This is a genomic window from Thalassospira sp. UBA848, assembly GCF_002295455.1.
Classification (GTDB): domain Bacteria; phylum Pseudomonadota; class Alphaproteobacteria; order Rhodospirillales; family Thalassospiraceae; genus Thalassospira.
The window spans coordinates 1-25478 of the sequence record NZ_DBGS01000100.1; the positions used below are offsets into that span (position 1 = coordinate 1).

A 25478-nucleotide genomic window follows, 5' to 3' on the forward strand; every position below is an offset into this window, starting at 1 on the left:
CTGGGCAAGCGATACCGGCGGAACTGCACCCGATGACTGGCCAAAGCTGACCATCATGCCAAGCCGTTTGAGGCACTTAAGCGAATCCTCAAAGGTGTCTTTGCCCACCGAATCATAAACAACTTCAACGCCCTGGCCGCCCGTGATTTCCTTGACCCGCTCCGAGACAACCTCTTCGCGATACAGGATCGGGTAATCACAGCCCTTGGCCTTGGCGATTTCGGCCTTTTCCTTGGAACCGACCGTTCCGATCACGGTGGCCCCCAGATGCTTGGCCCACTGGCAAACAATCTGGCCAACGCCGCCAGCTGCGGCATGGATCAGAATGGTGTCGCCCTTTTTGACCTCATAGGTCCGGCGCAAAAGATATTGCGCGGTCATGCCCTGAAGCATGGCGGCTGCGGCCAGTTCGAAACTGACATCATCGGGGATTTTCACCAGACCCTTGGCCGGCATCACGCGCGCCTCGGCATAGGCACCAAGTGGCTGTGCGGCGTAGGCCACGCGATCGCCTACGGCCAGATCCGTCACACCCGGACCGACTTCCTCAATGATACCAGCACCTTCAAGCCCAAGGCCGGACGGCATGCTGGGTGCGGGATAGACGCCGGAACGGAAATAGATATCGATATAGTTCAGGCCAACGGCCTTTTGCGTCAGGCGCACTTCGCCTTCGCCCGGTGCGCCAACTTCGACATCTTCAAATTTCAGAACATCACTGCCGCCGGTTTCGTAAAATCGGAATGCTTTCGTCATGGGTGACCTCCCTTCTTGCGTTTTGGAACGCACGTTTCGTCAATGAGGGCAGTGTAGGGCAGAAGCCTGTGATTTGCAGCAGGGGAAATACCGAAAATGTCTTTGCGACAGGCCGTGCTTGGTCGCAGCCATCCTGCTCCTGACATATCCTGTCATGGCAATCTGCTAGACTTGTTTTGTCGCAGCAAGCTTGACCCGTTCATAAGGAAGGACAACGGCATTGACGGTTATCAGCCACATTACGCTCGGAACCAACGACAAGGCCCGCTCAGCAAAGTTTTACGACGCCGTTCTTGGCGCGCTGGGCTTCGAGCGATTGCCAAAACCCCCGGAAAAGCCGTTGGCTTATGAGCGGGATGGACAGATGCCAACGATCTATATCTACAGCCCGGCAGACGGGCGCCCGGCAACGTGGGGCAATGGTACTCATATTGCGTTTCAGGCAGACCAACGTGACATGGTCGATGCCTTTCACGCAGCGGCGCTCAACTACGGCGGCATGGACGAAGGCCAACCCGGTCTGCGTGCGCATTACGGCCCGAACTACTATGCCGCCTATGTCCGTGATCCGGATGGGAACAAGCTGCAAGCCGTGTGCTACGCCAAAGACTAAGTAATTGAAAACAAGGTTATAATGGAAGATCGCCCTGATCGTCGGGCAGGGGTAAATCGACACCTTCGATCTTTAAAAGCGCACGCTTGGTTTCAAGCCCGCCATGGCCGGAATAACCGCCCGGCTTGTCGCCCGCAGCCAGAACGCGGTGACAGGGGATTATGATCGGAATCGGGTTTAATCCGCACGCCGTGCCAACCGACTGAAACGCCTTGGGCGATCCGGCCATCGCCGCCAGTTCCTTGTAGGTCGCTGTTTGGCCCATCGGGATTTTGCCCATCGCCTGCCAGACGATTTTCTGGAAATCCGTCCCGTCAGGGGCGAGGGGCAAATCAAAGCTGTGCAAGCGCCCTGCGAAATAGGCAGTAAGCTGCTTTTGGGCTTCTTCAAGCACCGGTGTGCTTTCAACCTCGTCAACAAAACCCCAATCAAGCGCAACGATTTGATCTTCAAATGCGAAAACCGTAATTGCGCCGACGGGGCTGTTGATCGAGATTTGCGGCATGGTGGCGTCTTTCGTGCGGTGGACCTGGTTTGGGTGTTTTGGGGCTGTTGGGGGGCTATGCGGTCTTGGCTGGCAAATCTGCAAGCAGTTTGGTCAGCTCATCGGCACTTGTGACCGGGGCCGAGCACACCGGACCCTGACAGACATAGGCGGTTTCCTTGCCGTCAATCGCGGTCTTGCCCTGGGCCGGATGACCATCGGGCAGGGGATCACCGTCAGACAGGATCGTGATGGCGCGGTTGGGCAGATAACTGCCAAAAATGGCGCGGCGCATATCAAGATAGGTCTGGCTGCGGTCCTTGGCGATCAGCACGATCTGCACCGGATTCTGCAGCATTTCAGCTGCCATCATAAGGCCGGGCATGTTCGGGAACTGCTCGCTGATCCGCCCGCCAAAGGCCGCAAGGGTGATTTCGGCCTGATCACGGTATTGCGCATCGCCGGTCAGGGCATAAAGCTTGGCCAGATTCTGGGCCATGATCGCATTGCCTGATGGCACGGCATTATCCATGAAGGGTTTTTGGCGCACGACAAGGTCGCTGGCATCCGATGCCGACTGGAAATAGCCGCCCTTGGCATCGGCAAACAGGGTTTCGACCGCAGCCGACCACCGGATGGCTTCATTAAGATAGGCATCCTCGCCAAAGCATTCATAAAGCCTGAGTGCCGCGCGGATCATATGCGCATAGTCTTCCAGCATCCCGGCATGCTGCACGCGCCCATCGCGATAGCTGTGCAGGAAGCGGTCATCCTTCATCAGGGTGTTGATCACAAAGCCATAGGCAAGCTTGGCATAATCCAGCCAGTCGGCCCGGTGGAAGGTCATCGCCGCCTCGGCAAAGGCGGCAATTGTCATGGCGTTCCAGTCGGTCAGCGCCTTGTCATCCCAGCCCGGGCGAATGCGTTTTGCCCGTTCAGTCAGAAGCTTGGCCCGAAGCTCGGCCAGCTTTTCCTCGGTCGCGTCATCGGCAAGCGCCAATCCCGAAGCGGTGCGATTAAGGATATTCTGGCCTTCCCAGTTGCCACCCGCGGAGACGTCATAGAATTTCTTGAACAGTTCGGCGTCCGCGCCAAGGATCTGGTCAATTTCATCTTCGGACCAGACATAGAACTTGCCTTCGACCCCTTCGCTGTCGGCATCAAGGCTTGCGGTAAAGGCGCCGCCCGGAATGCGCATTTCGCGCAGGATCCATCCAATGGTTTCCTCGACCCGCTTGGCATAAAGCGGATTGGGATCAACCCGCCAGACATCACACAAAAGATCAATCAGCTGTGCGTTGTCATACAGCATCTTTTCGAAATGCGGCACCAGCCACTGGTCATCGACGGCATAACGGGCAAAACCGCCACCCAGATGATCATAAATGCCGCCCTGGCACATGCGATCCAGGCTGTGTTTGACGATGCGTTTCAGCCCGTCATCATCGGTGCGCACACCGGTGCGCCAGATATAGGACAAAAGGCTGGGCTGCGGGAATTTCGGCGCGCCTGATGTACCGCCATTTTCCCCGTCCATGATCTGCAAGCAGCCATGGCCGCAGCGATCAATCATCTCAAGGCTGGGGACCGCGCCAACCGCCGCACTGTTCATTTTGATCAGTGCGTTGGAAATCTGGCTGACATTGTGGCGGACATCATCGGGTTTTTCGGCATATATCTTGGCGACGGTCTTAAGCACATCGCCAAATCCCGGCCGGCCATAGCGCGCTTCCTTGGGGAAATAGGTCCCGCCCCAGAACGGCTCGCCATCCGGGGTCAAAAACATCGTCAGTGGCCAGCCACCCTGTTGGCCCAGAAGGGCCAGCGCGTTCTGATAAAGCGCATCAAGGTCCGGGCGTTCTTCGCGGTCGAGCTTGATATTGATGAAAAGCTCGTTCATCAGGGCGGCGATGCCCTCATCCTCAAAGCTTTCATGGGCCATGACATGGCACCAGTGACACGCCGCATACCCGACCGACAGCAGGATTGGCTTGTTGGCCTCCTTCGCCGCAGCAAGGATTTCGCTGCTCCAGGGCTGCCAATGCACCGGGTTGTCGCGATGCTGAACAAGATAGGGGCTGGTTTCCGAACCAAGATTGTTGCGTGCGAGTTCCATTTTGTGTCCTGTGCCATCCATTGGCGGATGACTTTATTGTTTGCGGTAGCGCGATCTGCAATCACGCGCCAGTCATCAGTGCTGGCAATGCTTTATTAGGCTATTTACGTGATTCTAAGGGTTATGCCGTCATTCATAAAGGCAAATGGCCGGAATCTTTTATCGCAATATTGTGAAAGTTGCGGTCGCGGCCTGACGTTACCTTCCATATGGTAGGGACGGGGAGTGTTATTATGATTGCCGCGGGCTTGCTTGTGGGGATAATGGCCCCGCCAGACAAAAAAGACAGAGATCGACAAAGAGAACAGTTCAGGAGATCAGGGCGATGAAAGTAACCGTGAACATTGATTGCACGCCAGAAGAGGCACGGACCTTCTTTGGCCTTCCTGATGTTCAGCCGATGCAAAAGGCGATGATGCAAGAAATCGAAGACCGCATGAAAGCCAATCTGGCGGCGATGGACCCGGAAACCATGCTCAATACATGGCTGCCACAGGGCATCCAGAACTGGGAACAGCTTCAGAAAGCCTTCTGGGGCCAGTTCAATGCGGGTACCGGCGGTACCGGTGACAAGGACAAAGGCTAGGCAGACCCGATATCATGCGTGAACACTACTATCAGGCACATGTCTTCGTGTGCCAGAACGAACGCCCGGCCGGACATGAACGCGGATGCTGCAATTCAAAGGGCGCGACCAGACTTCGCAATTACATGAAGGTGCGCGCCAAGGAACTTGGCCTGCCACAGACCCGGATTAATACCGCCGGATGCCTCGATCGCTGCGAACTGGGCCCGGTGATGGTGGTCTATCCTGAAGGCACCTGGTATCGCTACGAGACGATGGAAGACATCGAAGCGATCCTCAATGACCATCTGATCGGTGGGCAGGTGGTTGAACGGTTGAAGCTTAATCCCGATCAATAAGCGCCCCCGCGTGACCTTGAGTAATCAAACCGGCCCGTGACATGTGCTTGGCCGGTTTTTTTTACGCCCTACTGCACTACGCCCTACTGCACATAGATTCCCGCCTGCGCGGGAATGACGGGTCTTTTGGGGATTGTCGCTCTCTCCACGTCTGATGGCGTCCAAGTGCCTCCATCGAGGTGACAGGACAAGGCACACCCCTTGGCAGCCCAAACCGTCACCCCCGCGCAGGCGGGGGTCCATGACGGGGCGAGGGAGGTGAATCGGGTAGTGGCGGTTGCCAAAGCGCACTTCAAGGTCTGCTCAACCAACGAAAGGTCATTAAACCCCTGTTGGTTATTTTCTGCCATATGTTGACCTTTGCCGCTGTCTGGACGATATCCTCCTCAGCCACGCAACCGCATTTTCAGAACTGACGGACCCGCCATGATTGCCAGCCGAGAAACCATTTTTGCCCTGTCCTCCGGCGCGGGGCGTGCCGGTGTTGCCGTGATCCGATTATCCGGGCCACGTTCGGGCGCTGTGCTGTGTGCGTTATTGGGCCGCGATACCATGCCCAAACCGCGTCATGCGATCTATGCCCCGATCCGCGATCCCAAGTCGCACGAACGGCTTGATGATGCGGTGGCGATCTATTTCGAAGGCCCGGCAAGCTTTACAGGCGAGGACGTGGTTGAACTGCATGTCCATGGCGGGCGCGCCGTGATCGAAGGGGTGCTCGATTGCCTGTCACGTCAGGACGGATTGCGCGTGGCCGACCCCGGCGAATACACAAGACGCGCCTTTGAAAACGGCAAGATGGATCTGACCTCGGCCGAGGGCATCGCCGATCTTATTGACGCCGAAACATCTGCCCAGCGCCGTCAGGCGGTACGCCAGATGGCCGGTGAGCTGGGCACGCTGTATGAAGGCTGGCGCGCGCGTTTGATGAAGGCACTGGCCCATATCGAGGCCGATATTGATTTCCCCGACGAAGATTTGCCCGATGGCATTGTGCCGGTGGTACGCGGTGATCTGATGAGTGTGTTTGGCGAGATCAAAAAACACCTTGCCGATAATCGTCGCGGCGAACGGCTGCGCGAAGGGTTCCAGATCGTCATCCTTGGTGCGCCCAATGCCGGCAAGTCAAGTTTGCTCAACCGGCTTGCACAGCGTGATGCCGCCATCGTTTCCGAGATCGCGGGGACGACGCGCGACATGATCGAAGTCCATCTGGATCTGGGGGGCTTCCCGGTCACCATGGTGGATACGGCAGGCCTGCGCGAAAGCGGTGACGTGATTGAATCCGAAGGCGTGCGCCGGGCGACGGAGCGGGCCGAAAATGCCGATTTGCGCCTGGTGGTGATTGATCGCAACGACTGGCCGAACATTGATCCGGAGGCCGCGCGTCTGATCGATGACAAGACACTTATTCTGATCAACAAGGTCGATGCGACCGACAGCCTTGATATCCCGGCAAGCTGGCAGGGGACATCCGCAGATGGCCGTGCGCTGGAGCTTCCCGTTTTGGCCATATCGGCCATGACCGGGCAGGGGATGGAAAGCCTCTTGCAACTGCTGGAGACTCGCGTAAAAGAGGGGCTCGATTTTGCCGGGCCCGTGCCGCTGACACGGCTGCGCCATCGGCGGGCACTTGAAAGTGCCAGCGATCATCTGGATCGCGGATTGCAGACCGATATCGCGGAACTGGCGGCCGAGGATGTACGCCTCGCTGTTCGCGAAATCGGCAAGATTACCGGACGCGTCGATGTGGAAGATTTACTCGATATTATCTTCGGGGACTTCTGTATCGGCAAATAGAGTTAGGGAAGAGTCGTTAGACTTGGTCCCAGCCAATGTTTCACGTGAAACATTCGTCACAAGGTTGACCATATACGCCTATTCGAACCAAACAAGGTTCACGCCCGCCGCGTGACAAGCAGCGGGGATTGAGTGAGGAAGTCGATGTCACAGAACGTGCCAAATAACCGCTTTGACGTCATCGTGGTCGGCGGAGGACATGCCGGATGCGAAGCCGCAGCTGCCGCTGCGCGCATGGGGGCATCCACGGCATTGGTCACCCACCGTGCGGATCGCATCGGGGAAATGTCATGCAACCCGGCCATCGGTGGTCTGGGCAAGGGGCATATGGTGCGCGAAGTTGATGCGCTTGACGGTGTGATGGGCCGCGCGATTGACCGTGCGGGCATCCAGTTCCGTATGCTCAATCGTTCCAAGGGCCCCGCAGTCCGTGGGCCGCGTGCGCAAGCCGATCGCAAGCTGTATCGTCAGGCGGTGCAGGATATCCTTGCTGAGCAGGAAAACCTCACCATCCTTGAAGGCGGTGTCGAGGACCTGATCATTGATGACCAAAACCGCGTTAAGGGTGTTGTTACCGGTGATGGGTCCGAATACCTGGCCGGGGCGGTGGTGCTGACCACGGGTACCTTCCTCAATGGTTTGATCCATATTGGCGAGAAATCCGAACCGGCCGGCCGCATGGGTGATGCCCCGGCAACGGGACTGTCCGATACGCTGGCCAAATACGAATTCCGATTAGGCCGCTTAAAAACCGGGACGCCGGCCCGCCTTGATGGCCGGACAATCGACTGGGCCAGTCTGCAGGAACAGCCGGGCGACACGCCACCCGATCCGTTTTCCTTCCTGACCAAGGAAATCACGGTGCCGCAGATTCCCTGCCACCTGACCTGGACGACCGAAGCGACCCACGAAATTATTCGTGCCAATCTGGACCGCGCGCCGATGTATAGCGGCAAGATCCAAAGCAGCGGTCCGCGCTATTGCCCGTCCATTGAAGACAAGGTCGTGCGCTTCGCCGAGAAAAATCAGCATCAGATTTTCCTTGAGCCCGAAGGCCTCGATGATCCGACGGTTTATCCGAACGGCATTTCAACCTCGCTTCCCGAAGACGTCCAGCTTGCCATGCTGGCCACCATTCCGGGCCTGGAAAAGGTCGAGATTTTCCGTCCGGGCTATGCGGTGGAATATGACTTCGTCGATCCGCGCGAGTTGCGCCATACGCTGGAAACCAAGAAGGTCGCGGCACTCTTCTTTGCCGGTCAGATCAATGGCACCACCGGCTATGAAGAAGCCGCCGGGCAGGGGCTGATTGCCGGTGTGAATGCTGCCCTGATTGCCGGTGGAACTGAGCGCGAATTTGTTCTGGATCGCGCCGATGCCTATATCGGCGTGATGATCGATGATCTGGTCACCCTTGGCACGCGTGAGCCGTATCGCATGTTCACCTCACGCGCCGAGTATCGCCTGATGCTACGCGCCGATAACGCCGATCAGCGTCTGACGGATCGCGGTCTTGATATTGGCTGCATCGCATCGACCCGCGCGCATGCGTGGGGTGCCAAGAAATTGGCCCTGAATGCTGCCAAGACCGAAGTATCCGAGCTGACCGAAACCCCGAATGGTCTGGCCAAGTTTGATATCAAGATCAATCAGGATGGCGTGCGCCGGTCGGCCTATGACCTGCTGGCCTATCCCGATATTGATTTCGATACCCTGACCAAGGTCTGGCCGCAGCTGGGTGCCCTTGATCCGGCGATCAAGGAACAGGTTTCGATTGATGCCCAGTACAAGGGGTATCTTGATCGTCAGGCAGCTGACATCGCCGCCTTCCGCCGCGACGAGGAATTGCGTCTGCCGCGCGGGCTTGATTTCGATAAGGTCGGCGGACTGTCGGCAGAGATCCGGTTGAAGCTGAAAGAGATCCAGCCGGAAACCATCGGGGCCGCATCGCGCATCCCGGGCGTTACCCCGGCAGCGGTCACCGCACTGCTCGGTCATATCAAAAGCCACAAGCACCAGACCGCGACTGCAACCCGCACCGCCTGATCGGTCGGCGCATATCGGGCGCCTGCAAGCACATATATATATAAAGTGCCGACAACCGACACATCCGCCCCAAATTGAGACACCCGGCCAAGCCATTGGCCGGGTGTTGTCGTATCGGTGTTCTCCGTCCCGGAAACCTGACAGCGATTGTGTCCGTCTGCACGGATATACAGATGGAGCCATGAATGTGGGGCGCAGGGGAGAGGTCGGGTTTTCACCCTTGGTACATTGTTCGCTGCCGAGTCGCCGGGGGTTGTCTCGGCTGATCGGTGCGACTCTGCTGATGCGGGACGGTCGGGGTACAAACTTCCGCGATTATGCGATGAAATTGACCCGGTGTGATCCATTTTGATCGCGGGAATGTTTCACGTGAAACATTCGACGCTGTTTTGCGGTGTTTTATCGCATCCGACGCGGGCAAAAACACAAAACCGTAAAAATCAAGACTGGAGTGTTTTTGTGGCTCGGCCTATAAATCAAATATGCAAACAATTTCCACACCCGTAAAAACCTGGTTCGAGCAGGATTTGAATGTTTCACGTGAAACATTGGACCGACTGAACCAGTATGCAGACCTCGTCGTGAAGTGGCAGCCACGGATTAATATCGTCGGCGCCAGCACGGCCGAAGACGTTTGGGGACGTCATTTACAGGATTCCGCACAGCTTTGGCCGTATCTTGAGGACATCGCCGGAACCGGCAAAATCGTTGATTTTGGATCGGGTGCCGGCTTCCCGGGTATTGTTCTGGCGATCCTTGGGGCCAATAACGTCACCCTGATGGAATCCAACACCAAAAAAACCGTCTTTCTCATGGAAGCTGCCCGGGTGTGCGGTGTGCTGGGTCAGACCGAGATTGCCCGCGAACGGATTGAGGCTGCGGCACCACGCCAGGCCGACGTGATTACGGCGCGCGCCTTTGCGCCCTTGCCCAAGCTTCTGGAGCTGGGGCAGCGCCATTTGAAAGACGGTGGCCATTATGTGCTGCTAAAGGGACGTGCCTTTGAGGATGAGCTGGCGGACGCACGGGACGCTGGTTGGACATTTGATGTAACCACGCATGCCAGCCTGGTCGATCCGGACGGTGTCGTGATGATCTTAAAAGGAGTGGGCCGGTGACGGATGTTATTGATTTGCCGCTTTCGACGAAATCAGAGGGTGCCGGAAATCGTCCGCGCATCATCGCCGTGGCCAACCAGAAGGGCGGTGTTGGCAAGACCACCACAACGATCAATCTGGCAACCGCACTGGCGGCCGTGAACCAGCGGGTTCTGATTGTCGACCTTGATCCGCAGGGCAATGCCAGTACCGGTTTGGGTCTGCGTCCCTCAGACCGAGAAATTAGTTCTTATGATGTGCTGATTAATGGCAACACGCTTGAAGAGGCACGCAAGGAAACCACGATCCCGCGGCTGAGCATCGTGCCGTCGGGCATGGATCTTTCGGGGGCGGAGATCGAGCTGGTTGATTTCGAACGTCGCGAGACGCAGCTTAAAGATTCGCTCGGTAAATTGCCGCAGGATGTTGATTACGTCCTGATCGATTGCCCACCGTCGCTGGGTCTTTTGACCCTGAATGCGCTGGTGGCCTCCGATGCGGTTCTGGTGCCGTTGCAATGTGAATTCTTTGCCCTTGAAGGGATCAGCCATCTGGTCCGTACGATCAAGCGGGTCAAAAAGGCCTTCAACCCGAACCTTGAAATTCAGGGCATTGTCCTGACCATGTATGACAAGCGTAACAACCTGTCAGCCCAGGTGGCCAATGATGTGCGCGATTATTTCGGGGATGTGGTCTATCGCACGGTGATTCCGCGCAACGTCCGCGTTTCCGAAGCACCGAGCCACGGAACGCCGGTGCTGGTTTATGACATGAAGTGCCCGGGTTCACGGGCCTATTTGAATTTGGCGAGCGAAGTCCTGAAACGCGAAGGGGTAAAAGCATGAGCGAAGCAAAAAAACGCGGCTTGGGAAGGGGACTGTCTGCACTTCTGGGTGAAGAGGACGAAGAAGTTGCTGTTGCCGCCAGTGGCGATAGCGCCGAAGCGGCACATCCGGGGCCGGGCGGGACGACGCAGCATATTGCGATTACCGACCTGAAACCGTCACCGTTTCAGCCGCGCAGCAATTTTGATGATGACGCGATTGATGATCTGGCGGCATCGATCCGCGAAAAGGGCATCATTCAGCCGATTCTCGTACGTGCATCGTCAACGGGTGAAACCACCTATGAAATCATTGCTGGTGAGCGTCGCTGGCGTGCGGCACAACGTGCACAGCTTCATGAAGTACCGGTCTTGGTGCGCGAATTTGATGACCGCGAAACGGCCGAAATTGCCCTGATTGAAAACCTGCAGCGTCAGGATCTGTCGCCGCTGGAAGAGGCCGAAGGCTATAACCGCCTGATGAGCGAATTTTCCCACACGCAGGAAGCACTTGGCCAGGCGCTGGGCAAAAGCCGTAGCCATATTGCCAACAGCCTGCGTTTGCTGGGCCTGCCGGCACCAATCAAGCAGATGCTGTCTGACAAGGTTCTGAGCTCTGGCCATGCGCGTGCGCTTTTGGGCGCAGAGAACGCGGTCGAGCTTGCCGGTCAGATCGTCAAGAAGGGTTTGAACGTTCGTCAGGCCGAAAAGCTTGTCAAAACCGATGGCGGCAAGGCCGCACGTCCGAAGAAGTCATCGGGCAGTGCTGCAAGCGAAAAAGACCCAGATACGGTAGCTCTGGAACGTGACCTTAGCAATATGTTGGGGTTGGCGGTCAATATCGACTTTGACGGGGCGTCTGGCAAAATCTCGATCCGGTATGATACGCTTGAGCAGCTTGATGACATCCTGCAGCGCCTGACCCATGGAAAGGCCAGTGAACTTGGCGAGGATGAGGTCGCGGTGAGTTCAGCGGATGGCGATGAGAACGAATTCGATTCGATGTTTATCGAAGATGACGACTCGGATGATGATCTGACCGCAGAACTTGAAACCATTGCCGATGCGACTTTGCCCGAAAGCGAAGACGATGATTTTGTCATCGAAGGGCCCGAAGGCGATGATCCGATCGAAAGCGAAGAAGTCAGCGAGGAAGCGCTTGATGATCTGATCGCCGAGGAGGTTACAGATGGCACGGGAAAAAAGCCGTAACCAGAACCAGCATGAAAGAGCTTGATCGCGGGAAAATCGATCAGCTCAAGAAGCTTAAAGAAGAAGATTTGAAAGCGCGCCGGGGATCGGTTGAGGTGAAGCGGATTCTTTAAGACGTTCTTGTGCCTTTTATCGGGCTATGGGTCCGTCTGATTTTTGTAGGCATGTCGCATCGCGTGACATGCCTATTTTCTTGAGGACGTCACGAGAGGAGCGGGTGGTTAGCGCCGGACCTGTTTCTGACGGGCGACCGCGACCTTGATCATGGCGCGGTGTGCGATGGTTTCCGGGATCGCCAAACCGCTTTTGCAGTCCTTTTCGGCCTCAAGCAGGATTTGCAAGGCACGCTGCAGGTTGTTGACCGCCCAGTTATTGAGGTTGGCGCGAAATTGGTCGGCGGCCTTGAAAAACAGGGGCGGGCGCAGCGATTTCATCGCCTGGTTGGCGTCCATTCCCTGAGACACCTGTCCTTTGATCAGATGCAGCTTCTGGAAATAGCTGATCATCATGCGCAACGCCCCGACCGGGTTGAGGCCTTCTTCGATCAGCCGGGTGAGCGCGGCATCCAGATTGACGACATTGCCCTGAGAAACAGCCTGAATGACATCATCATAATGGCGGGCGGAACTGTCGCCAACGCAGGCCATGGCGTCTGCCAGCGTGACCTGACCGTCCTTAAGCGCATACAGGGCGAGCTTTTCAAGCTCGCTTCGCGAAATCATGCGGTCCGAGCCGAGATTGGCGACAAGGTAGCTGGTGGCATCGCGGTCAATGCGCAGTTTGTGTTCTTCCATGATCGAATGGATCAGGCTTTCAATATCGCGCGCGCCGTCGGCGTAGCAGGGCAGTGCCATACCATTGCCGGCCTTTTCAACCGCCTGACGCAGTTTGGAACGGGTCGGAAGGCTTCCGGCCTCAATGACAATCAGGGCATCACCGGCCGGATCGCCAAGGAAATCGGCAATGACAGGGGCCTGTGCATCACCAACTTCACGGAGTCGGATCACACGCCGCCCGCCACCAAAGCTCATGGCAGCTGCTTCATCACGCAGACGGCCGGCATCTTCTTTCAGCTGGGCGGTACCAAGCTCTATGACGCGGAAGGGGTCCTTGAGATCCTCGACCACGGTCTTGGCCAGCCTGATTGCGCGTTCGCGCACAAGGCCTTCGTCCTCGCCATAGATCAGAACGAGCTGGGCCTTCGCATCTGGGGCGCGCAAGAAGTTTTCAACCTGTGCTGCCTTGAGCTTCATGATGCGCCTTGTGGTTCTTTAGAGGATTAGTGTAAGTCGCGTGAACTGAGAAGGTTATTGAGAGCGGAGGCCAATCGCGACCTGATTGGCCAGTTGCTGTGCCAGATTGCGTGCGGCATCCTTGCGTGCGGCATCCTCGGCCTCGATGCTGGCGAAATCCGAATCGACGATATTGTAGCTGGTTCGGGCGCGGACCGTACCGTTCCGAAGTACCTTAGAGTCAGATCTGCGCACGAGCTGATAGTCTGCATCGATAAGGTAATCAGCAATCGTCGCCTCGTTATCCTTAGTGAAGCCCTGTTCACTTGTCGATTCGGTCAAGGTAACGCTCAGGTCATAAAGAGGGTTTGAGCTTTGCCCGCGTGGGGTGAGGGTTTCGAGCAGGGCATTGCGGGTTAATTGACCGACCCGATCATCGATCAACTCGACTTTTACTTGCGCCATATTCGCAGCGGTCTGGTAGTCATCCCCGGCGGTTGCATAGAGCGGGCGAAATCCGCAGGCGCTGAGGGTTGTCAGGGCCACAAGTGCGAGAATCGGAACAATCGCGCGCAACGTCATTCAATTAAACCTTCTTTGTCTTTGGTACCGGACCTGCCGAGCGGATCATGATCAATCCGTCCCTGGCGCCACAATAGTTCGGTTCCGATAAAAGGGCAAAACAGACTTAGACTGTTCAGGAAGGAAAAATAGAGCCCATCATTTTCTGGCGCGTGTTGTACCTCTTTGAACATCTTGCGCAACTCAGCCACAGCCAGATTGTTCTTGCCGTTCTGCAAGGCATCACTTACCGCATCTCGGGTTTGAAAGGCTGTCGCATCATATTTCGGACGTGATTGCGTTTCGCGCCAAACATCCCGCAGCCAGCGCCAATGGCCAATCAAGCTATGTTGCGTCAGGTGTAGGGGGCGGTGTGCCGGGACATCGGCAAGTAGTGCGAGTGTCATGATATCAAGGCCGACTTCCCGATAGAGCTGTTTGCCCTCTTGCGCGATACCCTCGCTCGTAACTTTGGCCGGGTATCCGGGCATGGCACCAGAAACCTTGGAGTCTTCGGCCGCGTGTTGAAGAACAGATCCGCAGAGCATGGCGCGGAATGTGCCCAGACTCGTGTGCATCACTTCAAAAAGCTCATGACGCACGGCTGATACAAGAAACCCCCAGTCGCGTTGCAGCGCATGGGGGTTGTACTCTGGTGATATATAAGGTGTGCCTTTCGACATAAACCTTATTCGGCCGTTGCGCTATCAATGCGAAGCTGACGTGCACGGGTGAGAATGGCATCTTCCATGGAGGTTACCGTTCCCGGCTCAACGACTGCATCCTGCCACTGGTTGGGACCAACACTGACCTGGCGGAAGACGGAAACCTTGATGGCATCTGAACGAAGCGCGGTGCCTAGGATGTAGGCGGTCAGCTTGAATCGCTCGTCCGGGGACTCTGGCGGTGTGTACCAGTCGGTAATGATGACGCCGCCAAACGGGTCTGCAGAATTAAGTGGCATGAAGGAGAGCGTATCCAGTGAGGCGCGCCACAGGAAACTGTTCACGCCAATCCCTGAACCACCGCCTTGCTGCGCGTCTTCGCCGCCAAAAATATTCAGCCCTTCGGAACCGAACAGTCCGCCACGCTCCTGTTCCTGAGCGCGCGTCATTGTCCGGCCGTTGACACGCTCGTCCGTATTAGCCGATCCCGGAAACTGATCATAATCAACGCTGCCATAGGAACATCCGGCCAGCACCAAAACGATTGCCGCCGCAGAAATCTGCGATTTGAACGAAGAAAGGGTTATCATTTCCGGCCTTTAGACAAATGTACTTCAGAAGCAGAACCATATTTCGCAGCGAATATAGGGTGGAATTTCGCGATGAGCAAAGAAAACCGGTGTGTTTTTTTTGCCACAGTCGAGTGGCAATGTGCCATTTTGGTCACAGCTTTGGTTGACGCGGCAGATATTTAGTGGCTCCATCCTTCTCGAACCGGGCGGCAAAAGCTGTCCAAATATTTGTATTGCGTAAAACGCATTCAAAGACGTTGAGGGAAAAGATGAAAAAGATTCTGGTAGCTTCTAGCGCACTTGTCGCTGTTGGTTTCGCAGGCGCAGCTCAGGCTTCTGAGCCGATCAGCCTGTCCGTAGGTGGTTACATGGAACAGTGGGCCGGTGTTGCTTCGCAGGAAGACGCATACGAGTCCCGTAACGCTTTCCAGTCTGACACCGAAGTTCACTTCGCTGGTTCGACCACGCTCGATAACGGCATCGAAGTCGGTGCGAAAATCGAACTCGAAGGCGAAGAAGCTGCTGGTGCACAGGTTGACGAACAGTACCTGTACGTCAACGGTGGTTTCGGTCAGATCAAGCTCGGCGCCGAAGATGGCCCGCAGACCGACATGCTGACCGTTGCTCCGTCGACCGGTCCGGTCAACGCACAGGATGGTGACCTTGGTAACTGGGTAAGCCTCTCTGATGCCAACATCACCGCCAACATCTATGGCTACAGCGATGCCAAGAAAGTAACCTACTACACCCCGGTTCTCGGTGGTTTCCGTGCTGGTCTTTCTTACACCGATGACGACACCTCGGAGCACAACGACACCGCTACCGCTGGTGACGCACGTTATGCTGTTGGCGTAGAATACATCGGTGACTTCGATGCCGTTTCGGTTAAAGTTTCCGGTATGGCTGAAGGCGACGCTGACGATGGCCGTAACTACCATGTTGGTGCAAACGTTGGCTTCGGCGCATTCACCGTTGGTGGTTCCTATGGTGCCGCGAACAGTGAGTATCTTGATGGTGCAGACAATGCAACCAACGGCGATGCTTTCGGTTATGACTTCGGTGTTGGCTACACCATGGATGCCGCAACCGTAACCCTCACCTACTTCTATGGTGAAGACGAAAACGGTTCGGCAACTGCTGAAGACAGCCTTTCCAACCTGCACCTCGGCCTGAGCTACACCCTCGGTGCTGGCGTGACCTGGAAGTCCTCGGTCTTCATGTTCGACAACGAGCGTGGCACGACGGCTGCTAGCGACGACAACGACGGCTTCGGTGCTGTTACCGGTCTCGCACTGTCCTTCTAATCCTTTCTGGATTAGTTGAAGAATTGAAGGGGGTGGATTTCCACCCCCTTCTTTTTTTGTACCCAGTTTAATCGTACTTGGCGTCAAAACGGCTTTCCGTAACCACACTATGTCGCGTTGTTTTTAGAACGCCCGACGTTCCATCTCCTACGTGGTTCGCCTCCCATCGCCAGCCTCTCCCTATCATGGTTAGAGTTGGTCGGTTTTCCTAACAAATCCCTCCTCTTAAAACGTGACACCCGCAAAGCTATGCCGAGCTGATTTGAGCTCTTCTGCGCGAGATTGCTCGCGTGGCAAAGACCAAAGGGTGTTAAATCCAACTGTTTCATGTGTTGCCTAACTTGATTTCTGTGTTGGTTAACGTTGCATGTGATAAGTGACCGTAAGTCACAATATGTGATATGTCAGACAAAGAACCGTTGAGGGGGAAGTTATTAATGGCTAGTCGACATATGTAGATAGAGACTGAACACAGTAAATCGGTGGTTTATAGAGATGATGTGTTGCAAATCAGCAACGGTGCATCATTTAAGTGACGTTTAGTCAGTTATAGTAATTGACCAATGGTCATATCGAGTGTTTTATCACCCTCGACAGATTGAAGGGTCGCTCGGTTCATCCCTTCACTCCATCAACGTCATTCTATTGAGGGTTAAGATGAAAAAGATTCTTTTTGCTTCCAGCGCACTCGTCGCTGTTGCTGCTGCAGGCACCGCGCAGGCTTCCGAGCCGATCAAACTTTCGGTCGGTGGTTACATGGAACAGTGGGCTGGTGTAGCTGACCAGGATGTTGGCGAGTCCAAAAACGCCTTCCAGTCCGATACCGAAGTTCACTTCTCCGGTGCGACCACGCTGGATAACGGCATCGAAGTCGGTGCGAAAATCGAACTCGAAGGTGAAACCTCGGGCGATCAGATCGACGAACAGTATCTCTATGTCAGCGGTGGTTTCGGCCAGGTTCGTCTTGGTAAAGATGACAGTGCTGCGGACGCAATGGGCGTAACTGCACCGTCGGTCGGTCCGGTTGGTGTGAACGATGGCGACCTGACCAACTGGGTTGACGCGTACCTGATCGACACCGTTCCGTCGAGTGGCGACCAGAACCGCCTTACCTACTACACCCCGGTCTTCGGTGGCTTCCGCCTTGGTGCATCTTATGCAGATGACAGCCAGCGTAACGGTTCGAACAACTATAACGGCACCGATGGCAACGGCGACGAAATCGTTTCCGCAGGTGTTGAATTCCGTCATGACTTTGACGGTATTGCGCTTGGTGTTTCCGCAACCGGTGAAAACTGGGGTGAAGGCAACTGGTATGGCCTTGGCGCGACCGTTGGCTTTGGCAACTTCGTAGTTGGTTCTTCCTGGGGCCACATCGAAGACGATTACGCACAGGGCGAAAACTCCCGCACTGCTGGCGACACCGACAGCTATGACATTGGTGTTTCCTATGCAATGGACGCAGCGACCGTTTCGCTGTCCTATGCATACTCCGAGTATGGCAACCGCACCGACGGCAGCACCACCACTTCTGGTGAAATCAGCACCGTTGACCTCGGCATGGCCTATACCCTTGGCGCAGGCGTAGCATGGAAATCGTCGATCTTCTGGTTCGATGACGAAGCCGACAGCGCAAACATCGCCGACAATGACGGCTTTGGTGCGGTTACCGGTCTCGCACTGTCCTTCTAATTCTTCGGAATTATGCAAGGTTTCGAAAGGGTGGCTTCGGCCACCCTTTCTTTTTGCCTATGTGAGCCGTGGGTCCAAGAGATACCGGCATAAAACCAGGCGTCAGGTAAGCCCCAGATCCTGGGCGATCGCCGTGGTAATCGCAGCGCGCTGATCATGCAGCTTTGCAACGCAAGGCACCGGGGTATCCGTGACCAGGGCCCGCGCAAGATGTGGATCGCTTTTTTCAGGAATGTCTGGCAGTGCGGAGATGGGGAGATCAAGACTGCCCATACAGCCGATCTTGCCATCAGGTGTCGCACGCAGTTTTGCCAGCCCACACGGGGCGGTGCAGTGCGGTCCTTCGAAATCACTTTGCCAGACGCGCAGGTTTTTGTGGCGTCCTTGCAGGGTCTTGGCGTCAGCAGAACTGTAAATGCCAAATCCCGGTGTCTGGAACAGTTTGGAGATATGAGCCGGGCCGCTATCGGCCACGACAAGATAATCCTGTTGTCCGACAAACGTGACCAGGTCACCAATCGTTTTGAAGCCCTCAAGGATGCGAATGTTTTTGCCTGACAAGGCGCCAAGGGCTGTCTTATAGGCCTTCATCACCCCCTGATAGGCATTAAGTACGATGGTGATTTCGTAATCCTTTTTGGACAGCATGGCGGTGATTTCGCTGACCAGCTTGGGTGGTAGCGTGCGCAGTGGCGATGACGCCATCGGGACAATGCCGATCTTAAGTCGCGTTTCTGTTGGTAGATGACGTTCTTCAAGCGGTATGGGCGGAATGCCAAACGCTTCGCAGAGGGCTTCTTCCGGATTGACCGGCATGGTCGCGATATCACGCCAACCTTCCATTTCACTGAGATCAATGACGTGATCAAAGCGTTTGAGCTGTGTGCTTGAGATAAACAGCTGGAAAATCTCGATATCAGGCACCAGCGCAAAGATGTCTGACGCGCTGCCAGCGTTAAGAACCCCGATCCGGATATCTTTAAACTTTTGCTTGAGCGCACGGAAAAACAGCGCCATGCCGACACAATCGCCAAGCGCATCATCGGGGATGAGGAAAAGGACGGATTTTCGCGAGAAATCCGGTTCACCCCAGCTGTCACGTGGCAGGACCTGAAACCGATAGCTGTCTGACTTGATCTTGACCCCGGGCGCGTTCGCCAGAACCTGACGACGCAGCAGGGACGTTGTCCGGGTGACATAGATCGGGCTGTTATCGGATGTTTGCGTCAGAGCAGGACTGACATTGGGCAGACCAAACTGAAACGGTTGTTTGGATGCAAAACGGGTGAATTTCTTGCGGGATGGGTGTGGGGCCCGGGGCATTTTGCGGGAGAACTCCGGTCAACGGGATGGCGGATGGCTGATACCAGAAAACCCGATCCCGGCGACCGAGGCAAGGGCGGACGTCCGCAGATTTGCGATTGTTTGCGCAGTGATCCCGCCCAGTCCAATCGGGGTCATGCCGGCCTGTTGGCACATCCGGGTCGTTTGGCGGATTTCAGCCCATGACATTGGTGCTGCGCCCGGGTGGCTCCGGGTTGGAAAGATCGGGGAAATCAGGACACCGTCGGGGCGAGTTGACTCCGGAAGCAGGGCCAGTTTTCGGATTGTTTGCAGTGAGTGGCAAGCCGAAGTGCGCAAAGACCGCGGCGGGAGTCGCCGATAGATACCCGGGTCTGTGAGCGCGCGGTATTCGGGGAAATGCAGGCCATCGGCATCGAGCCTGAGCGCGAGTGCAACGTCATTTGCCACCAGAAAGAGGATACGCCTTGTGCGGCAGATCGCGCGCAGCTTCGCCCCGAGTTTCGCGCGCTGTGGATGATCGTAATGACGAAAAATGACCATGCTGCCGCTTGGCAGGGCGCGGATGGCGGGTTCCGGATCGGGCAATCTCTGGTCATCGGTCATCAGCACAATCGGCGGAATCGGGCAATTCGGGCCACCATTACGCAGATTGAGCCTGCGTGCCTGCTTTAACAGGGCCTTATCCATTGATACACTCCCGACTTGGCAGCTATACCTGCCGTTCCTGAATGCGTTACCGATGAAGGACCACCCGCCATGAGCAGTCATGATCTGTCATCTGAGAAAACCGATGTGGCAGCCAACCTTGCCGAAATCCAGAGCAATATCAATGCGGCATGTGACGTGGCCGATCGTGATCCGAATGACGTGACGCTGGTCTGTGTCAGCAAAAACCACGATGCGGATCATGTGCGCAAGGCATTGGTGGATGGCCGGCGGGTATTTGGTGAAAACCGAGTGCAGGAAGCGGCCGGTAAATGGCCGGGATTGCGCGCGGAGTTCCCCGATATTGAGCTGCACCTGATCGGGCCGCTTCAGACCAACAAGGTCAAGGATGCCTTGGCCCTGTTTGACGTGATCGAAACGGTGGATCGTCCGAAACTGGCCAAGGCGCTGGCCAGGCAGCGCGATAATACCGGCGCCTGCCCGGATCTGTTCATTCAGATCAATACTGGTGAGGAAGAACAAAAGGCGGGAATCGCGCCAAAAGATGCCGATGACTTCATCAAGATGTGTCGCGAAGAGCTTGATCTTCCGATCATTGGCCTGATGTGCATTCCCCCGGTGGACGAAGAGCCGGCCCCGCATTTCACCCTGCTTGGCAAGATTGCCGACCGTCACGGTCTGAAAATCAAGAGCATGGGCATGAGCGGTGATTACGAGGCCGCGATCCGGTTTGGTGCCACCCATGTGCGGGTTGGCACGGCTATTTTCGGATCCAGAGGCTATTAAACGGCCTCTGAGGGCGATATTTTGGCGGTCTAATCTGTTTTCGAGGCAAAAAACTGCAAAAACGTGTGCGTTTCAGGCGGTTTTTACGCATTTAACGTGGATTTTTTCAGTTTGCGCCATGCTGTGGATAATCGGCCCAAAGACATAGACGCAGAAACCCGACATCCGTGACAAAAAAATCCCGCATCGGCGGGATTTTCTTTTTTCAGGTCCTAAAACCGTCGTCTGATCAGGGGATCAGCTTGTAGCCACCCGGTTCGGTAATCAGGATCGCCGCGTTTGACGGATCCTTTTCGATCTTCTGGCGCAGGCGATACACATGCGTTTCGAGCGTATGGGTCGTTACACCGGCGTTATAGCCCCAGACTTCATCAAGCAATGTTTCGCGGCTGACCGGTTTGTCGCCTGCCCGGAACAGGAATTTAAGGATCGAGGTTTCCTTTTCCGTCAGGCGGACTTTTTTCTCGGTCGCGGTTTCAATCAGGATTTTCGCACTGGGCTGGAAGCTATAGGGGCCGATAACAAAGACGGCATCCTCGCTTTGTTCATGCTGGCGGATATGGGCGCGAATACGGGCCAAAAGCACATTCAGGCGGAACGGCTTGGTGACATAATCATTGGCACCCGATTCCAGGCCCAGAATGGTGTCAGAGTCGCTATTGGCCCCGGTGAGCATGATGATTGGTGATTTGACATTGGCGCGACGCATCAGCTTGCAGACATCACGGCCATCCATATCGGGCAGGCCAACATCAAGCAGAATCACATCAAAATAGGAATCCTTGGCAAGATCGAGTGCCTCCTTGCCGCTGTTGGCAACCACGCATTCGAAATCTTCATGAAGTCTGAGCTGTTCTGTCAGAGACTGGCTGAGCGCTGCATCGTCCTCAACCACCAGAACCTGTTTACCTGTCGACATTCACCATCCCTTGCTGCTTGTCAGATCCGCCGGCATATCCGGGGCCTGCGCCTGATGTTGATTTTACCGGGTTGTTTTAGTGGCGCTTTCGGGTCCGGCCCGCCATATATGCAGTATGCATTGTTAAACCTGACCACAGGATCAGCATCTTAAGTTGTATTTTCAAGAACAAACTGTTTTCGCATTGGTCCTTTAACTCCTGACCAACCCGGATTAGGTAGTAGGGGCGATTTGTCTAAAACGTGATGTCGTAAAATCTTGAAAGATGCGCGTCTTCCTGCGATTTTGCGCATCACCAATTGCGCCGCCTGATGCGCTTATATGAATTAAACCGGGTCTTTATCCAGCCCCATAGCCACCAGATCGCGATGTTGTGATCACAAAGACAAGATGCCGATGACCCAAAGCTCCGCCGTGACGGCCCAAAATGACAGCAATCTGATCCCGGCGACCGATCTGGTGACGGTTTCCCGCGCTGTGGCAGATTTGCGCCGTGGCGAGATCGTTCTGGTTCAGGGGCACGACAATGGCGAAGCCCACAGTGTGGCGGTGATTGCGGCCGAGCCGCTTTCCCAGCATGGTCTGGAACGTCTGTGCGACATCGCCGGAAACGATACAGCACCAGCAATTGTGATCCCGCGTGTGCGCGCCAAATCGCTTGGCCAAGCGTGTAAAGATGACCCGTTCATTGCCTTTGTCAGTGCTACGCAATCGGGCGTGGACGCCAATCGTCTGGGTGAAATTGCCAATCCGTTGCTTGATCTGGATGCGCTTCCCGATGGTGACTGGCGCCCCATCAGCATGGCCGAACATGCCGCCATCCGGTTGGCAAAGCTTGCGCGCCTGTTGCCCGCTGTTGTGACCGTGCCGGTCAGTGCCGATCAGCTTGAAACGCTGGCGCGGGCGCAGAATTTGCTGGTGTTGCAGTCTGAAAGCATCAATGGCTATGAGAATGCCTCGGCCGCATCCTTGCGCCAGGTCAGCGAAGCGCGCGTACCGCTTGAAGATGCGGAAAACGTCACCGTCATTGCGTTTCGCCCGGAAGACGGCGGGCAGGAACATCTGGCGATTGTGATTGATGAACCGGTCAAGGATAAACCGGTCCTGATCCGTCTGCATTCTGAATGTTTTACCGGTGATCTGATCGGGTCGCTGCGCTGTGACTGCGGACCGCAGCTGCGTGGTGCGATTTCGGAAATCGCCAAAAGCGGGCAGGGCGGCATTGTGCTTTATTTGCGTCAGGAAGGGCGTGGCATCGGGCTTGTGAACAAGTTGCGCGCCTATGCCCTGCAGGATCGGGGGTTTGATACCCTTGATGCCAACGAGGAACTTGGCTTTGACGCCGATGAGCGCGTGTATCGTCCGGCAGCCGAAATGCTGCGTCAGATGGGCTTTGAAAGTGTGCGGTTGTTGACCAATAACCCCGAAAAGCTGACCGGGCTTGAAAGCTGGGGTGTCACAGTTTCCGAGCGTGTCCCGCATAAATTCCCGTCCAATGGTCATAACGAATTTTATCTGCAGACCAAAAAGGACCGGGCGGGCCATTTGTTCTAAGCCGCTCTTATAAGCTGCGAGTCTTGAAGATGCCGATGCTACCCGGCAGAAGATTCCGACAGGCAAGTCTGGCGAAATTCATTCCCAAGAAAATTACGATAATTCAAAGCGTTAGCGCGCTCTAAAACTGGCACTCCTTTTGCAAAATAGATCGTAAGAGGAGGACAGACATGTCGATTGGTGAGAATTGGCGGCAAATTTCGCCCGGTAACGTATCTGGTGGCGCAGGTGGCGCGAATGGTCTGGCAGACAGCAAGTTTGCCCAGTCCAATGCGGCCGATCAATTGTCGGGCAATGGCGAGGGCCGGACATTTTCGCAATACATGTTTGGCGAGGACGGTTTCGAGTTCACCGATGTCCTCGATGTGATCAATCCTTTGCAACATATTCCCGGTGTAGGGATGATATATCGCTCGCTCACCGGGGACGAGATCGGCAATGGCGCGCGCGTCGCGGGCGGTGGGCTGTTTGGCGGGGTTTTTGGCCTTGCCGGTGCGGCAATTGATGCTGTGGTGGACGCCGTCACGGGTGACGATACCGGCAGCCACGTCATGGCCTTTGTCGAAGACAGTTTTAACGGCAGTGGCATCGACGATGGAACGGCAGTGGCTGATGCGACGGCTGCAACCAAAAACCCGCAGACAACCGTGGCGCAAAACGGTGCCTATCAAGGCGATCTGGTTCTGCCATGGATGAGCGGCCATCAGGCCAACCCGGCCAGTACGGCCGAACAGGCGACCATCGTGCAGTCCGCCCCGACCACACCGGTTGATCAGACTATGCTGGCCTCGGCCGATGCCGTGGGCAGCGTTGGCGTTCGGGCATCGGATTTGAATGTGCCGTGGGCGCAAGGTATACAGGCGACGCAGGGCGTGCAGGCGACCGAGGTTGCGCAAGCCAGCCAGAATCCGGCAAACCCGACAGCCGCCGCATCCCAGCCGTCCGCGCAACCCGAGGCGGAACCTGCCCTTGCCTCTGCGGCAGCGACCCAGGCATCCGATCCGGCAGAACTGACTGTTGCCATGGCCTCAGCCGGAACCACCAACCCTGTTTCGACTCTGAGCCAGACCATATCTTCAAGCTCGGCTGCGAACGAACCGGTGCGTCGTCCGACCCCCAAAGATGCTGATACCGTCTGGGGACGGGCAGCAAGCAGCGGGAGAGTCAGCCGTCAGACCAATCAGTTTGCCATTTCTGCTGAAATGGCGGCCCATGAAACCAAGTATGCCAAACGGAACGCGGTGAAGGCCGAAGCTGCTGAACGAAAAGCGTCCGAAATTCAGACGACGTCAGCGGATGGCACGCCCCTTTCGGCGGCTGAAATGGCCGCGCGCTTTAACGCCGCCCTTGGCCGTGACAAGGCCCAGACCATGGCCGCAGATGCGGTTGCCGGTAACAATGCCGTCGCCGATGATCGCCCGGCAAAGGCCTATGGCGGATATGATGTTGCCAATGCAAATCGCGAGGGCGGATCCGCCATGCCGGCCAGTGCGCCAGCTGAAGATGATCCTGCCAACCATCCCCTGTTGCAACAGGCGACGAGTAACATGAACGGTGATGCGCCGGTGGGGGCATGGTTCAGCCAGACGATGATGGATGGCCTGAAAAAATATCAGGCGATGCAGCAGAACCCGACACAGTCTGGAAACGCCATCTGATAAGCCACGTTTCGCAATCAAAACAAAAAAAGCCCGCCGGTTGAACCCGGCGGGCTTTCTGATATTCAGATCGTTTCTGCGCGATCAGCCGTTCAGGAAACCGACGATTTCCTTGACCTCTTTGAGGATCGGCCGGGCGATGGTGTCAGCCCGTTGTGCGCCCTTGGCCAGAACGGAATCGATATAGGCCGGATCAGCTTTCAGGCGTGCCATTTCCTCGGTAATTGGTGCCAGATTTTCGACAACCACGTCGGTCAGCGCCTGTTTGAAGCCAGAGAACTGGGTGCCGCCATGTTCTGCCAGAACCGCATCGACCGTGCTGTCGGTAAGCGCAGCATAGATGGTGATCAGGTTCTTGGCTTCCGGGCGGCCTTCCAGACCGGCGGCCTCGGATGGCAGCGGCTCCGGATCGGTTTTTGCCTTGCGGATCTTTTTGGCCAGCGTTTCGGCATCATCGGTCATGTTGATGCGTGACATGTCCGACGCATCGGACTTTGACATCTTTTTCGAACCGTCACGCAGCGACATCACACGCGTTGCCGGACCCAGGATCAGGGGTTCGGGCTGCGGGAAGAAGCCTTCGACCTCGTAATCGGTGTTGAATTTCAAGGCGATGTCACGTGCCAATTCAAGGTGCTGCTTCTGGTCTTCGCCGACCGGTACATGGGTCGCCTTGTAGGCCAGAATGTCAGC

23 protein-coding genes and 1 pseudogene are annotated in these 25478 nt (G+C 56.1%); 13 read left to right on the forward strand and 11 right to left on the reverse strand.

Annotation, left to right across the window (positions count from 1 at the left end; genetic code table 11):
* On the reverse strand, positions 1-756 hold a 756-nt coding region (locus B2R48_RS14005), incomplete at its 3' end, for a quinone oxidoreductase family protein (RefSeq protein ID WP_297001516.1).
* 220 nt (positions 757-976) lie between these two features.
* On the opposite strand from B2R48_RS14005, the gene B2R48_RS14010 reads away from it, so the two are divergent.
* Positions 977-1369 (forward strand): VOC family protein, encoded by a 393-nt coding sequence (locus B2R48_RS14010; protein ID WP_213475696.1) that lies wholly within the window; start codon positions 977-979, stop codon positions 1367-1369.
* 16 nt (positions 1370-1385) lie between these two features.
* Here B2R48_RS14010 and B2R48_RS14015 read toward each other — a convergent pair whose 3' ends face one another.
* Both B2R48_RS14015 and B2R48_RS14020 read right to left on the reverse strand, forming a co-directional pair.
* Positions 1386-1874: a methylated-DNA--[protein]-cysteine S-methyltransferase gene (locus tag B2R48_RS14015; RefSeq protein ID WP_297001521.1), complete on the reverse strand. Its 489-nt coding sequence runs from the start codon at positions 1872-1874 to the stop codon at positions 1386-1388.
* A 55-nt stretch (positions 1875-1929) separates the two neighbouring features.
* On the reverse strand, positions 1930-3969 hold the full coding sequence (locus B2R48_RS14020) for a thioredoxin domain-containing protein (RefSeq protein WP_297001524.1): 2040 nt from the start codon (positions 3967-3969) through the stop codon (positions 1930-1932).
* A 325-nt stretch (positions 3970-4294) separates the two neighbouring features.
* Between B2R48_RS14020 and B2R48_RS14025 the strand changes: the two genes are divergently transcribed.
* The 7 genes from B2R48_RS14025 to B2R48_RS14055 all read left to right on the forward strand — a co-directional run bounded on the left by B2R48_RS14025 (position 4295) and on the right by B2R48_RS14055 (position 11871).
* On the forward strand, positions 4295-4555 hold the full coding sequence (locus B2R48_RS14025; protein WP_297001526.1) for a DUF6489 family protein: 261 nt from the start codon (positions 4295-4297) through the stop codon (positions 4553-4555).
* Positions 4556-4569: 14 nt separating this feature from the next.
* Positions 4570-4893 carry a (2Fe-2S) ferredoxin domain-containing protein gene (locus tag B2R48_RS14030; protein WP_297001528.1) on the forward strand — a complete coding sequence of 108 codons (324 nt, stop codon included), beginning with the start codon at positions 4570-4572 and terminating at the stop codon, positions 4891-4893.
* 426 nt (positions 4894-5319) lie between these two features.
* The gene (mnmE, locus tag B2R48_RS14035; protein ID WP_213474849.1) at positions 5320-6693 is read left to right on the forward strand and encodes a tRNA uridine-5-carboxymethylaminomethyl(34) synthesis GTPase MnmE; all 1374 of its coding nucleotides are present in this window, start codon (positions 5320-5322) and stop codon (positions 6691-6693) included.
* Between the two features lie 144 nt (positions 6694-6837).
* On the forward strand, positions 6838-8739 hold the full coding sequence (mnmG, locus tag B2R48_RS14040) for a tRNA uridine-5-carboxymethylaminomethyl(34) synthesis enzyme MnmG (protein ID WP_297001532.1): 1902 nt from the start codon (positions 6838-6840) through the stop codon (positions 8737-8739).
* A 482-nt stretch (positions 8740-9221) separates the two neighbouring features.
* Complete coding sequence (gene rsmG, locus B2R48_RS14045) at positions 9222-9857, forward strand: 16S rRNA (guanine(527)-N(7))-methyltransferase RsmG (RefSeq protein WP_297001536.1); 636 nt, start codon at positions 9222-9224, stop codon at positions 9855-9857.
* Positions 9854-10681, forward strand: a complete 828-nt coding sequence (locus B2R48_RS14050) for a ParA family protein (protein ID WP_297001539.1) — start codon at positions 9854-9856, stop codon at positions 10679-10681. Before rsmG ends, B2R48_RS14050 begins: the two co-directional genes overlap by 4 nt.
* Positions 10678-11871, forward strand: a complete 1194-nt coding sequence (locus tag B2R48_RS14055) for a ParB/RepB/Spo0J family partition protein (RefSeq protein ID WP_297001542.1) — start codon at positions 10678-10680, stop codon at positions 11869-11871. The genes B2R48_RS14050 and B2R48_RS14055 overlap by 4 nt, the downstream gene beginning before the upstream one ends.
* A 221-nt stretch (positions 11872-12092) precedes the next feature.
* On the opposite strand, the gene holA is transcribed toward B2R48_RS14055, so the two are convergent.
* Genes holA through B2R48_RS14075 form a run of 4 tightly spaced genes read right to left on the reverse strand, consistent with a single transcriptional unit; the run spans position 12093 to position 14919 of the window.
* Complete coding sequence (gene holA, locus B2R48_RS14060; protein ID WP_297001545.1) at positions 12093-13124, reverse strand: DNA polymerase III subunit delta; 1032 nt, start codon at positions 13122-13124, stop codon at positions 12093-12095.
* Between the two features lie 54 nt (positions 13125-13178).
* The gene (gene lptE, locus B2R48_RS14065) at positions 13179-13685 is read right to left on the reverse strand and encodes an LPS assembly lipoprotein LptE (protein ID WP_297001548.1); all 507 of its coding nucleotides are present in this window, start codon (positions 13683-13685) and stop codon (positions 13179-13181) included.
* Complete coding sequence (locus tag B2R48_RS14070) at positions 13682-14347, reverse strand: hypothetical protein (RefSeq protein WP_297001551.1); 666 nt, start codon at positions 14345-14347, stop codon at positions 13682-13684. Before B2R48_RS14070 ends, lptE begins: the two co-directional genes overlap by 4 nt.
* Before the next feature lie 5 nt (positions 14348-14352).
* A complete protein-coding gene (locus B2R48_RS14075) occupies positions 14353-14919 on the reverse strand; it encodes a DUF3576 domain-containing protein (RefSeq protein ID WP_297001554.1) in 567 nt (188 codons plus the stop codon).
* Positions 14920-15170: 251 nt separating this feature from the next.
* Here B2R48_RS14075 and B2R48_RS14080 point away from each other — a divergent pair, with 251 nt between their 5' ends.
* Positions 15171-16205: a porin gene (locus tag B2R48_RS14080; RefSeq protein ID WP_297001556.1), complete on the forward strand. Its 1035-nt coding sequence runs from the start codon at positions 15171-15173 to the stop codon at positions 16203-16205.
* 657 nt (positions 16206-16862) lie between these two features.
* Positions 16863-17897 carry a porin gene (locus B2R48_RS14085; protein WP_062957048.1) on the forward strand — a complete coding sequence of 345 codons (1035 nt, stop codon included), beginning with the start codon at positions 16863-16865 and terminating at the stop codon, positions 17895-17897.
* A 102-nt stretch (positions 17898-17999) separates the two neighbouring features.
* On the opposite strand, the gene B2R48_RS14090 is transcribed toward B2R48_RS14085, so the two are convergent.
* Both B2R48_RS14090 and B2R48_RS14095 read right to left on the reverse strand, forming a co-directional pair.
* Positions 18000-19220, reverse strand: coding sequence for a glycosyltransferase family 9 protein (locus tag B2R48_RS14090; protein ID WP_297001560.1), 1221 nt, complete (start codon positions 19218-19220; stop codon positions 18000-18002).
* Between the two features lie 18 nt (positions 19221-19238).
* Positions 19239-19889 carry a thiamine phosphate synthase gene (locus tag B2R48_RS14095; protein WP_297001563.1) on the reverse strand — a complete coding sequence of 217 codons (651 nt, stop codon included), beginning with the start codon at positions 19887-19889 and terminating at the stop codon, positions 19239-19241.
* 69 nt (positions 19890-19958) lie between these two features.
* On the opposite strand from B2R48_RS14095, the gene B2R48_RS14100 reads away from it, so the two are divergent.
* Positions 19959-20654, forward strand: a complete 696-nt coding sequence (locus B2R48_RS14100; protein ID WP_297001566.1) for a YggS family pyridoxal phosphate-dependent enzyme — start codon at positions 19959-19961, stop codon at positions 20652-20654.
* Between the two features lie 229 nt (positions 20655-20883).
* Here the strand turns inward: B2R48_RS14100 and B2R48_RS14105 are convergent, their stop codons facing one another.
* Positions 20884-21573 carry a response regulator transcription factor gene (locus B2R48_RS14105; RefSeq protein ID WP_008888737.1) on the reverse strand — a complete coding sequence of 230 codons (690 nt, stop codon included), beginning with the start codon at positions 21571-21573 and terminating at the stop codon, positions 20884-20886.
* A gap of 396 nt (positions 21574-21969) precedes the next feature.
* Here B2R48_RS14105 and ribA point away from each other — a divergent pair, with 396 nt between their 5' ends.
* Together ribA and B2R48_RS14115 are read left to right on the forward strand one after the other, a co-directional pair.
* Positions 21970-23127 (forward strand): GTP cyclohydrolase II, encoded by a 1158-nt coding sequence (gene ribA / locus B2R48_RS14110; RefSeq protein ID WP_297001569.1) that lies wholly within the window; start codon positions 21970-21972, stop codon positions 23125-23127.
* A gap of 170 nt (positions 23128-23297) precedes the next feature.
* The gene (locus B2R48_RS14115) at positions 23298-24785 is read left to right on the forward strand and encodes a hypothetical protein (protein WP_297001574.1); all 1488 of its coding nucleotides are present in this window, start codon (positions 23298-23300) and stop codon (positions 24783-24785) included.
* Between the two features lie 84 nt (positions 24786-24869).
* Here the strand turns inward: B2R48_RS14115 and B2R48_RS14120 are convergent.
* A pseudogene (locus tag B2R48_RS14120) lies at positions 24870-25478 on the reverse strand (tryptophan--tRNA ligase); the annotation flags it as partial.

Coding starts and splice junctions, on each gene's coding strand:
- B2R48_RS14115 (WP_297001574.1), top strand. CDS start 23,298: ATGTCGATTGGTGAGAATTGGCGGCAAATTTCGCCCGGTAACGTATCT.
- rsmG (WP_297001536.1), top strand. CDS start 9,222: ATGCAAACAATTTCCACACCCGTAAAAACCTGGTTCGAGCAGGATTTG.
- B2R48_RS14080 (WP_297001556.1), top strand. CDS start 15,171: ATGAAAAAGATTCTGGTAGCTTCTAGCGCACTTGTCGCTGTTGGTTTC.
- B2R48_RS14070 (WP_297001551.1), bottom strand. CDS start 14,347: ATGTCGAAAGGCACACCTTATATATCACCAGAGTACAACCCCCATGCG.
- holA (WP_297001545.1), bottom strand. CDS start 13,124: ATGAAGCTCAAGGCAGCACAGGTTGAAAACTTCTTGCGCGCCCCAGAT.
- B2R48_RS14105 (WP_008888737.1), bottom strand. CDS start 21,573: ATGTCGACAGGTAAACAGGTTCTGGTGGTTGAGGACGATGCAGCGCTC.
- B2R48_RS14015 (WP_297001521.1), bottom strand. CDS start 1,874: ATGCCGCAAATCTCGATCAACAGCCCCGTCGGCGCAATTACGGTTTTC.
- mnmG (WP_297001532.1), top strand. CDS start 6,838: ATGTCACAGAACGTGCCAAATAACCGCTTTGACGTCATCGTGGTCGGC.
- mnmE (WP_213474849.1), top strand. CDS start 5,320: ATGATTGCCAGCCGAGAAACCATTTTTGCCCTGTCCTCCGGCGCGGGG.
- B2R48_RS14090 (WP_297001560.1), bottom strand. CDS start 19,220: ATGCCCCGGGCCCCACACCCATCCCGCAAGAAATTCACCCGTTTTGCA.
- lptE (WP_297001548.1), bottom strand. CDS start 13,685: ATGACGTTGCGCGCGATTGTTCCGATTCTCGCACTTGTGGCCCTGACA.
- B2R48_RS14095 (WP_297001563.1), bottom strand. CDS start 19,889: ATGGATAAGGCCCTGTTAAAGCAGGCACGCAGGCTCAATCTGCGTAAT.
- B2R48_RS14100 (WP_297001566.1), top strand. CDS start 19,959: ATGAGCAGTCATGATCTGTCATCTGAGAAAACCGATGTGGCAGCCAAC.
- ribA (WP_297001569.1), top strand. CDS start 21,970: ATGACCCAAAGCTCCGCCGTGACGGCCCAAAATGACAGCAATCTGATC.
- B2R48_RS14085 (WP_062957048.1), top strand. CDS start 16,863: ATGAAAAAGATTCTTTTTGCTTCCAGCGCACTCGTCGCTGTTGCTGCT.
- B2R48_RS14030 (WP_297001528.1), top strand. CDS start 4,570: ATGCGTGAACACTACTATCAGGCACATGTCTTCGTGTGCCAGAACGAA.
- B2R48_RS14020 (WP_297001524.1), bottom strand. CDS start 3,969: ATGGAACTCGCACGCAACAATCTTGGTTCGGAAACCAGCCCCTATCTT.
- B2R48_RS14055 (WP_297001542.1), top strand. CDS start 10,678: ATGAGCGAAGCAAAAAAACGCGGCTTGGGAAGGGGACTGTCTGCACTT.
- B2R48_RS14025 (WP_297001526.1), top strand. CDS start 4,295: ATGAAAGTAACCGTGAACATTGATTGCACGCCAGAAGAGGCACGGACC.
- B2R48_RS14075 (WP_297001554.1), bottom strand. CDS start 14,919: ATGATAACCCTTTCTTCGTTCAAATCGCAGATTTCTGCGGCGGCAATC.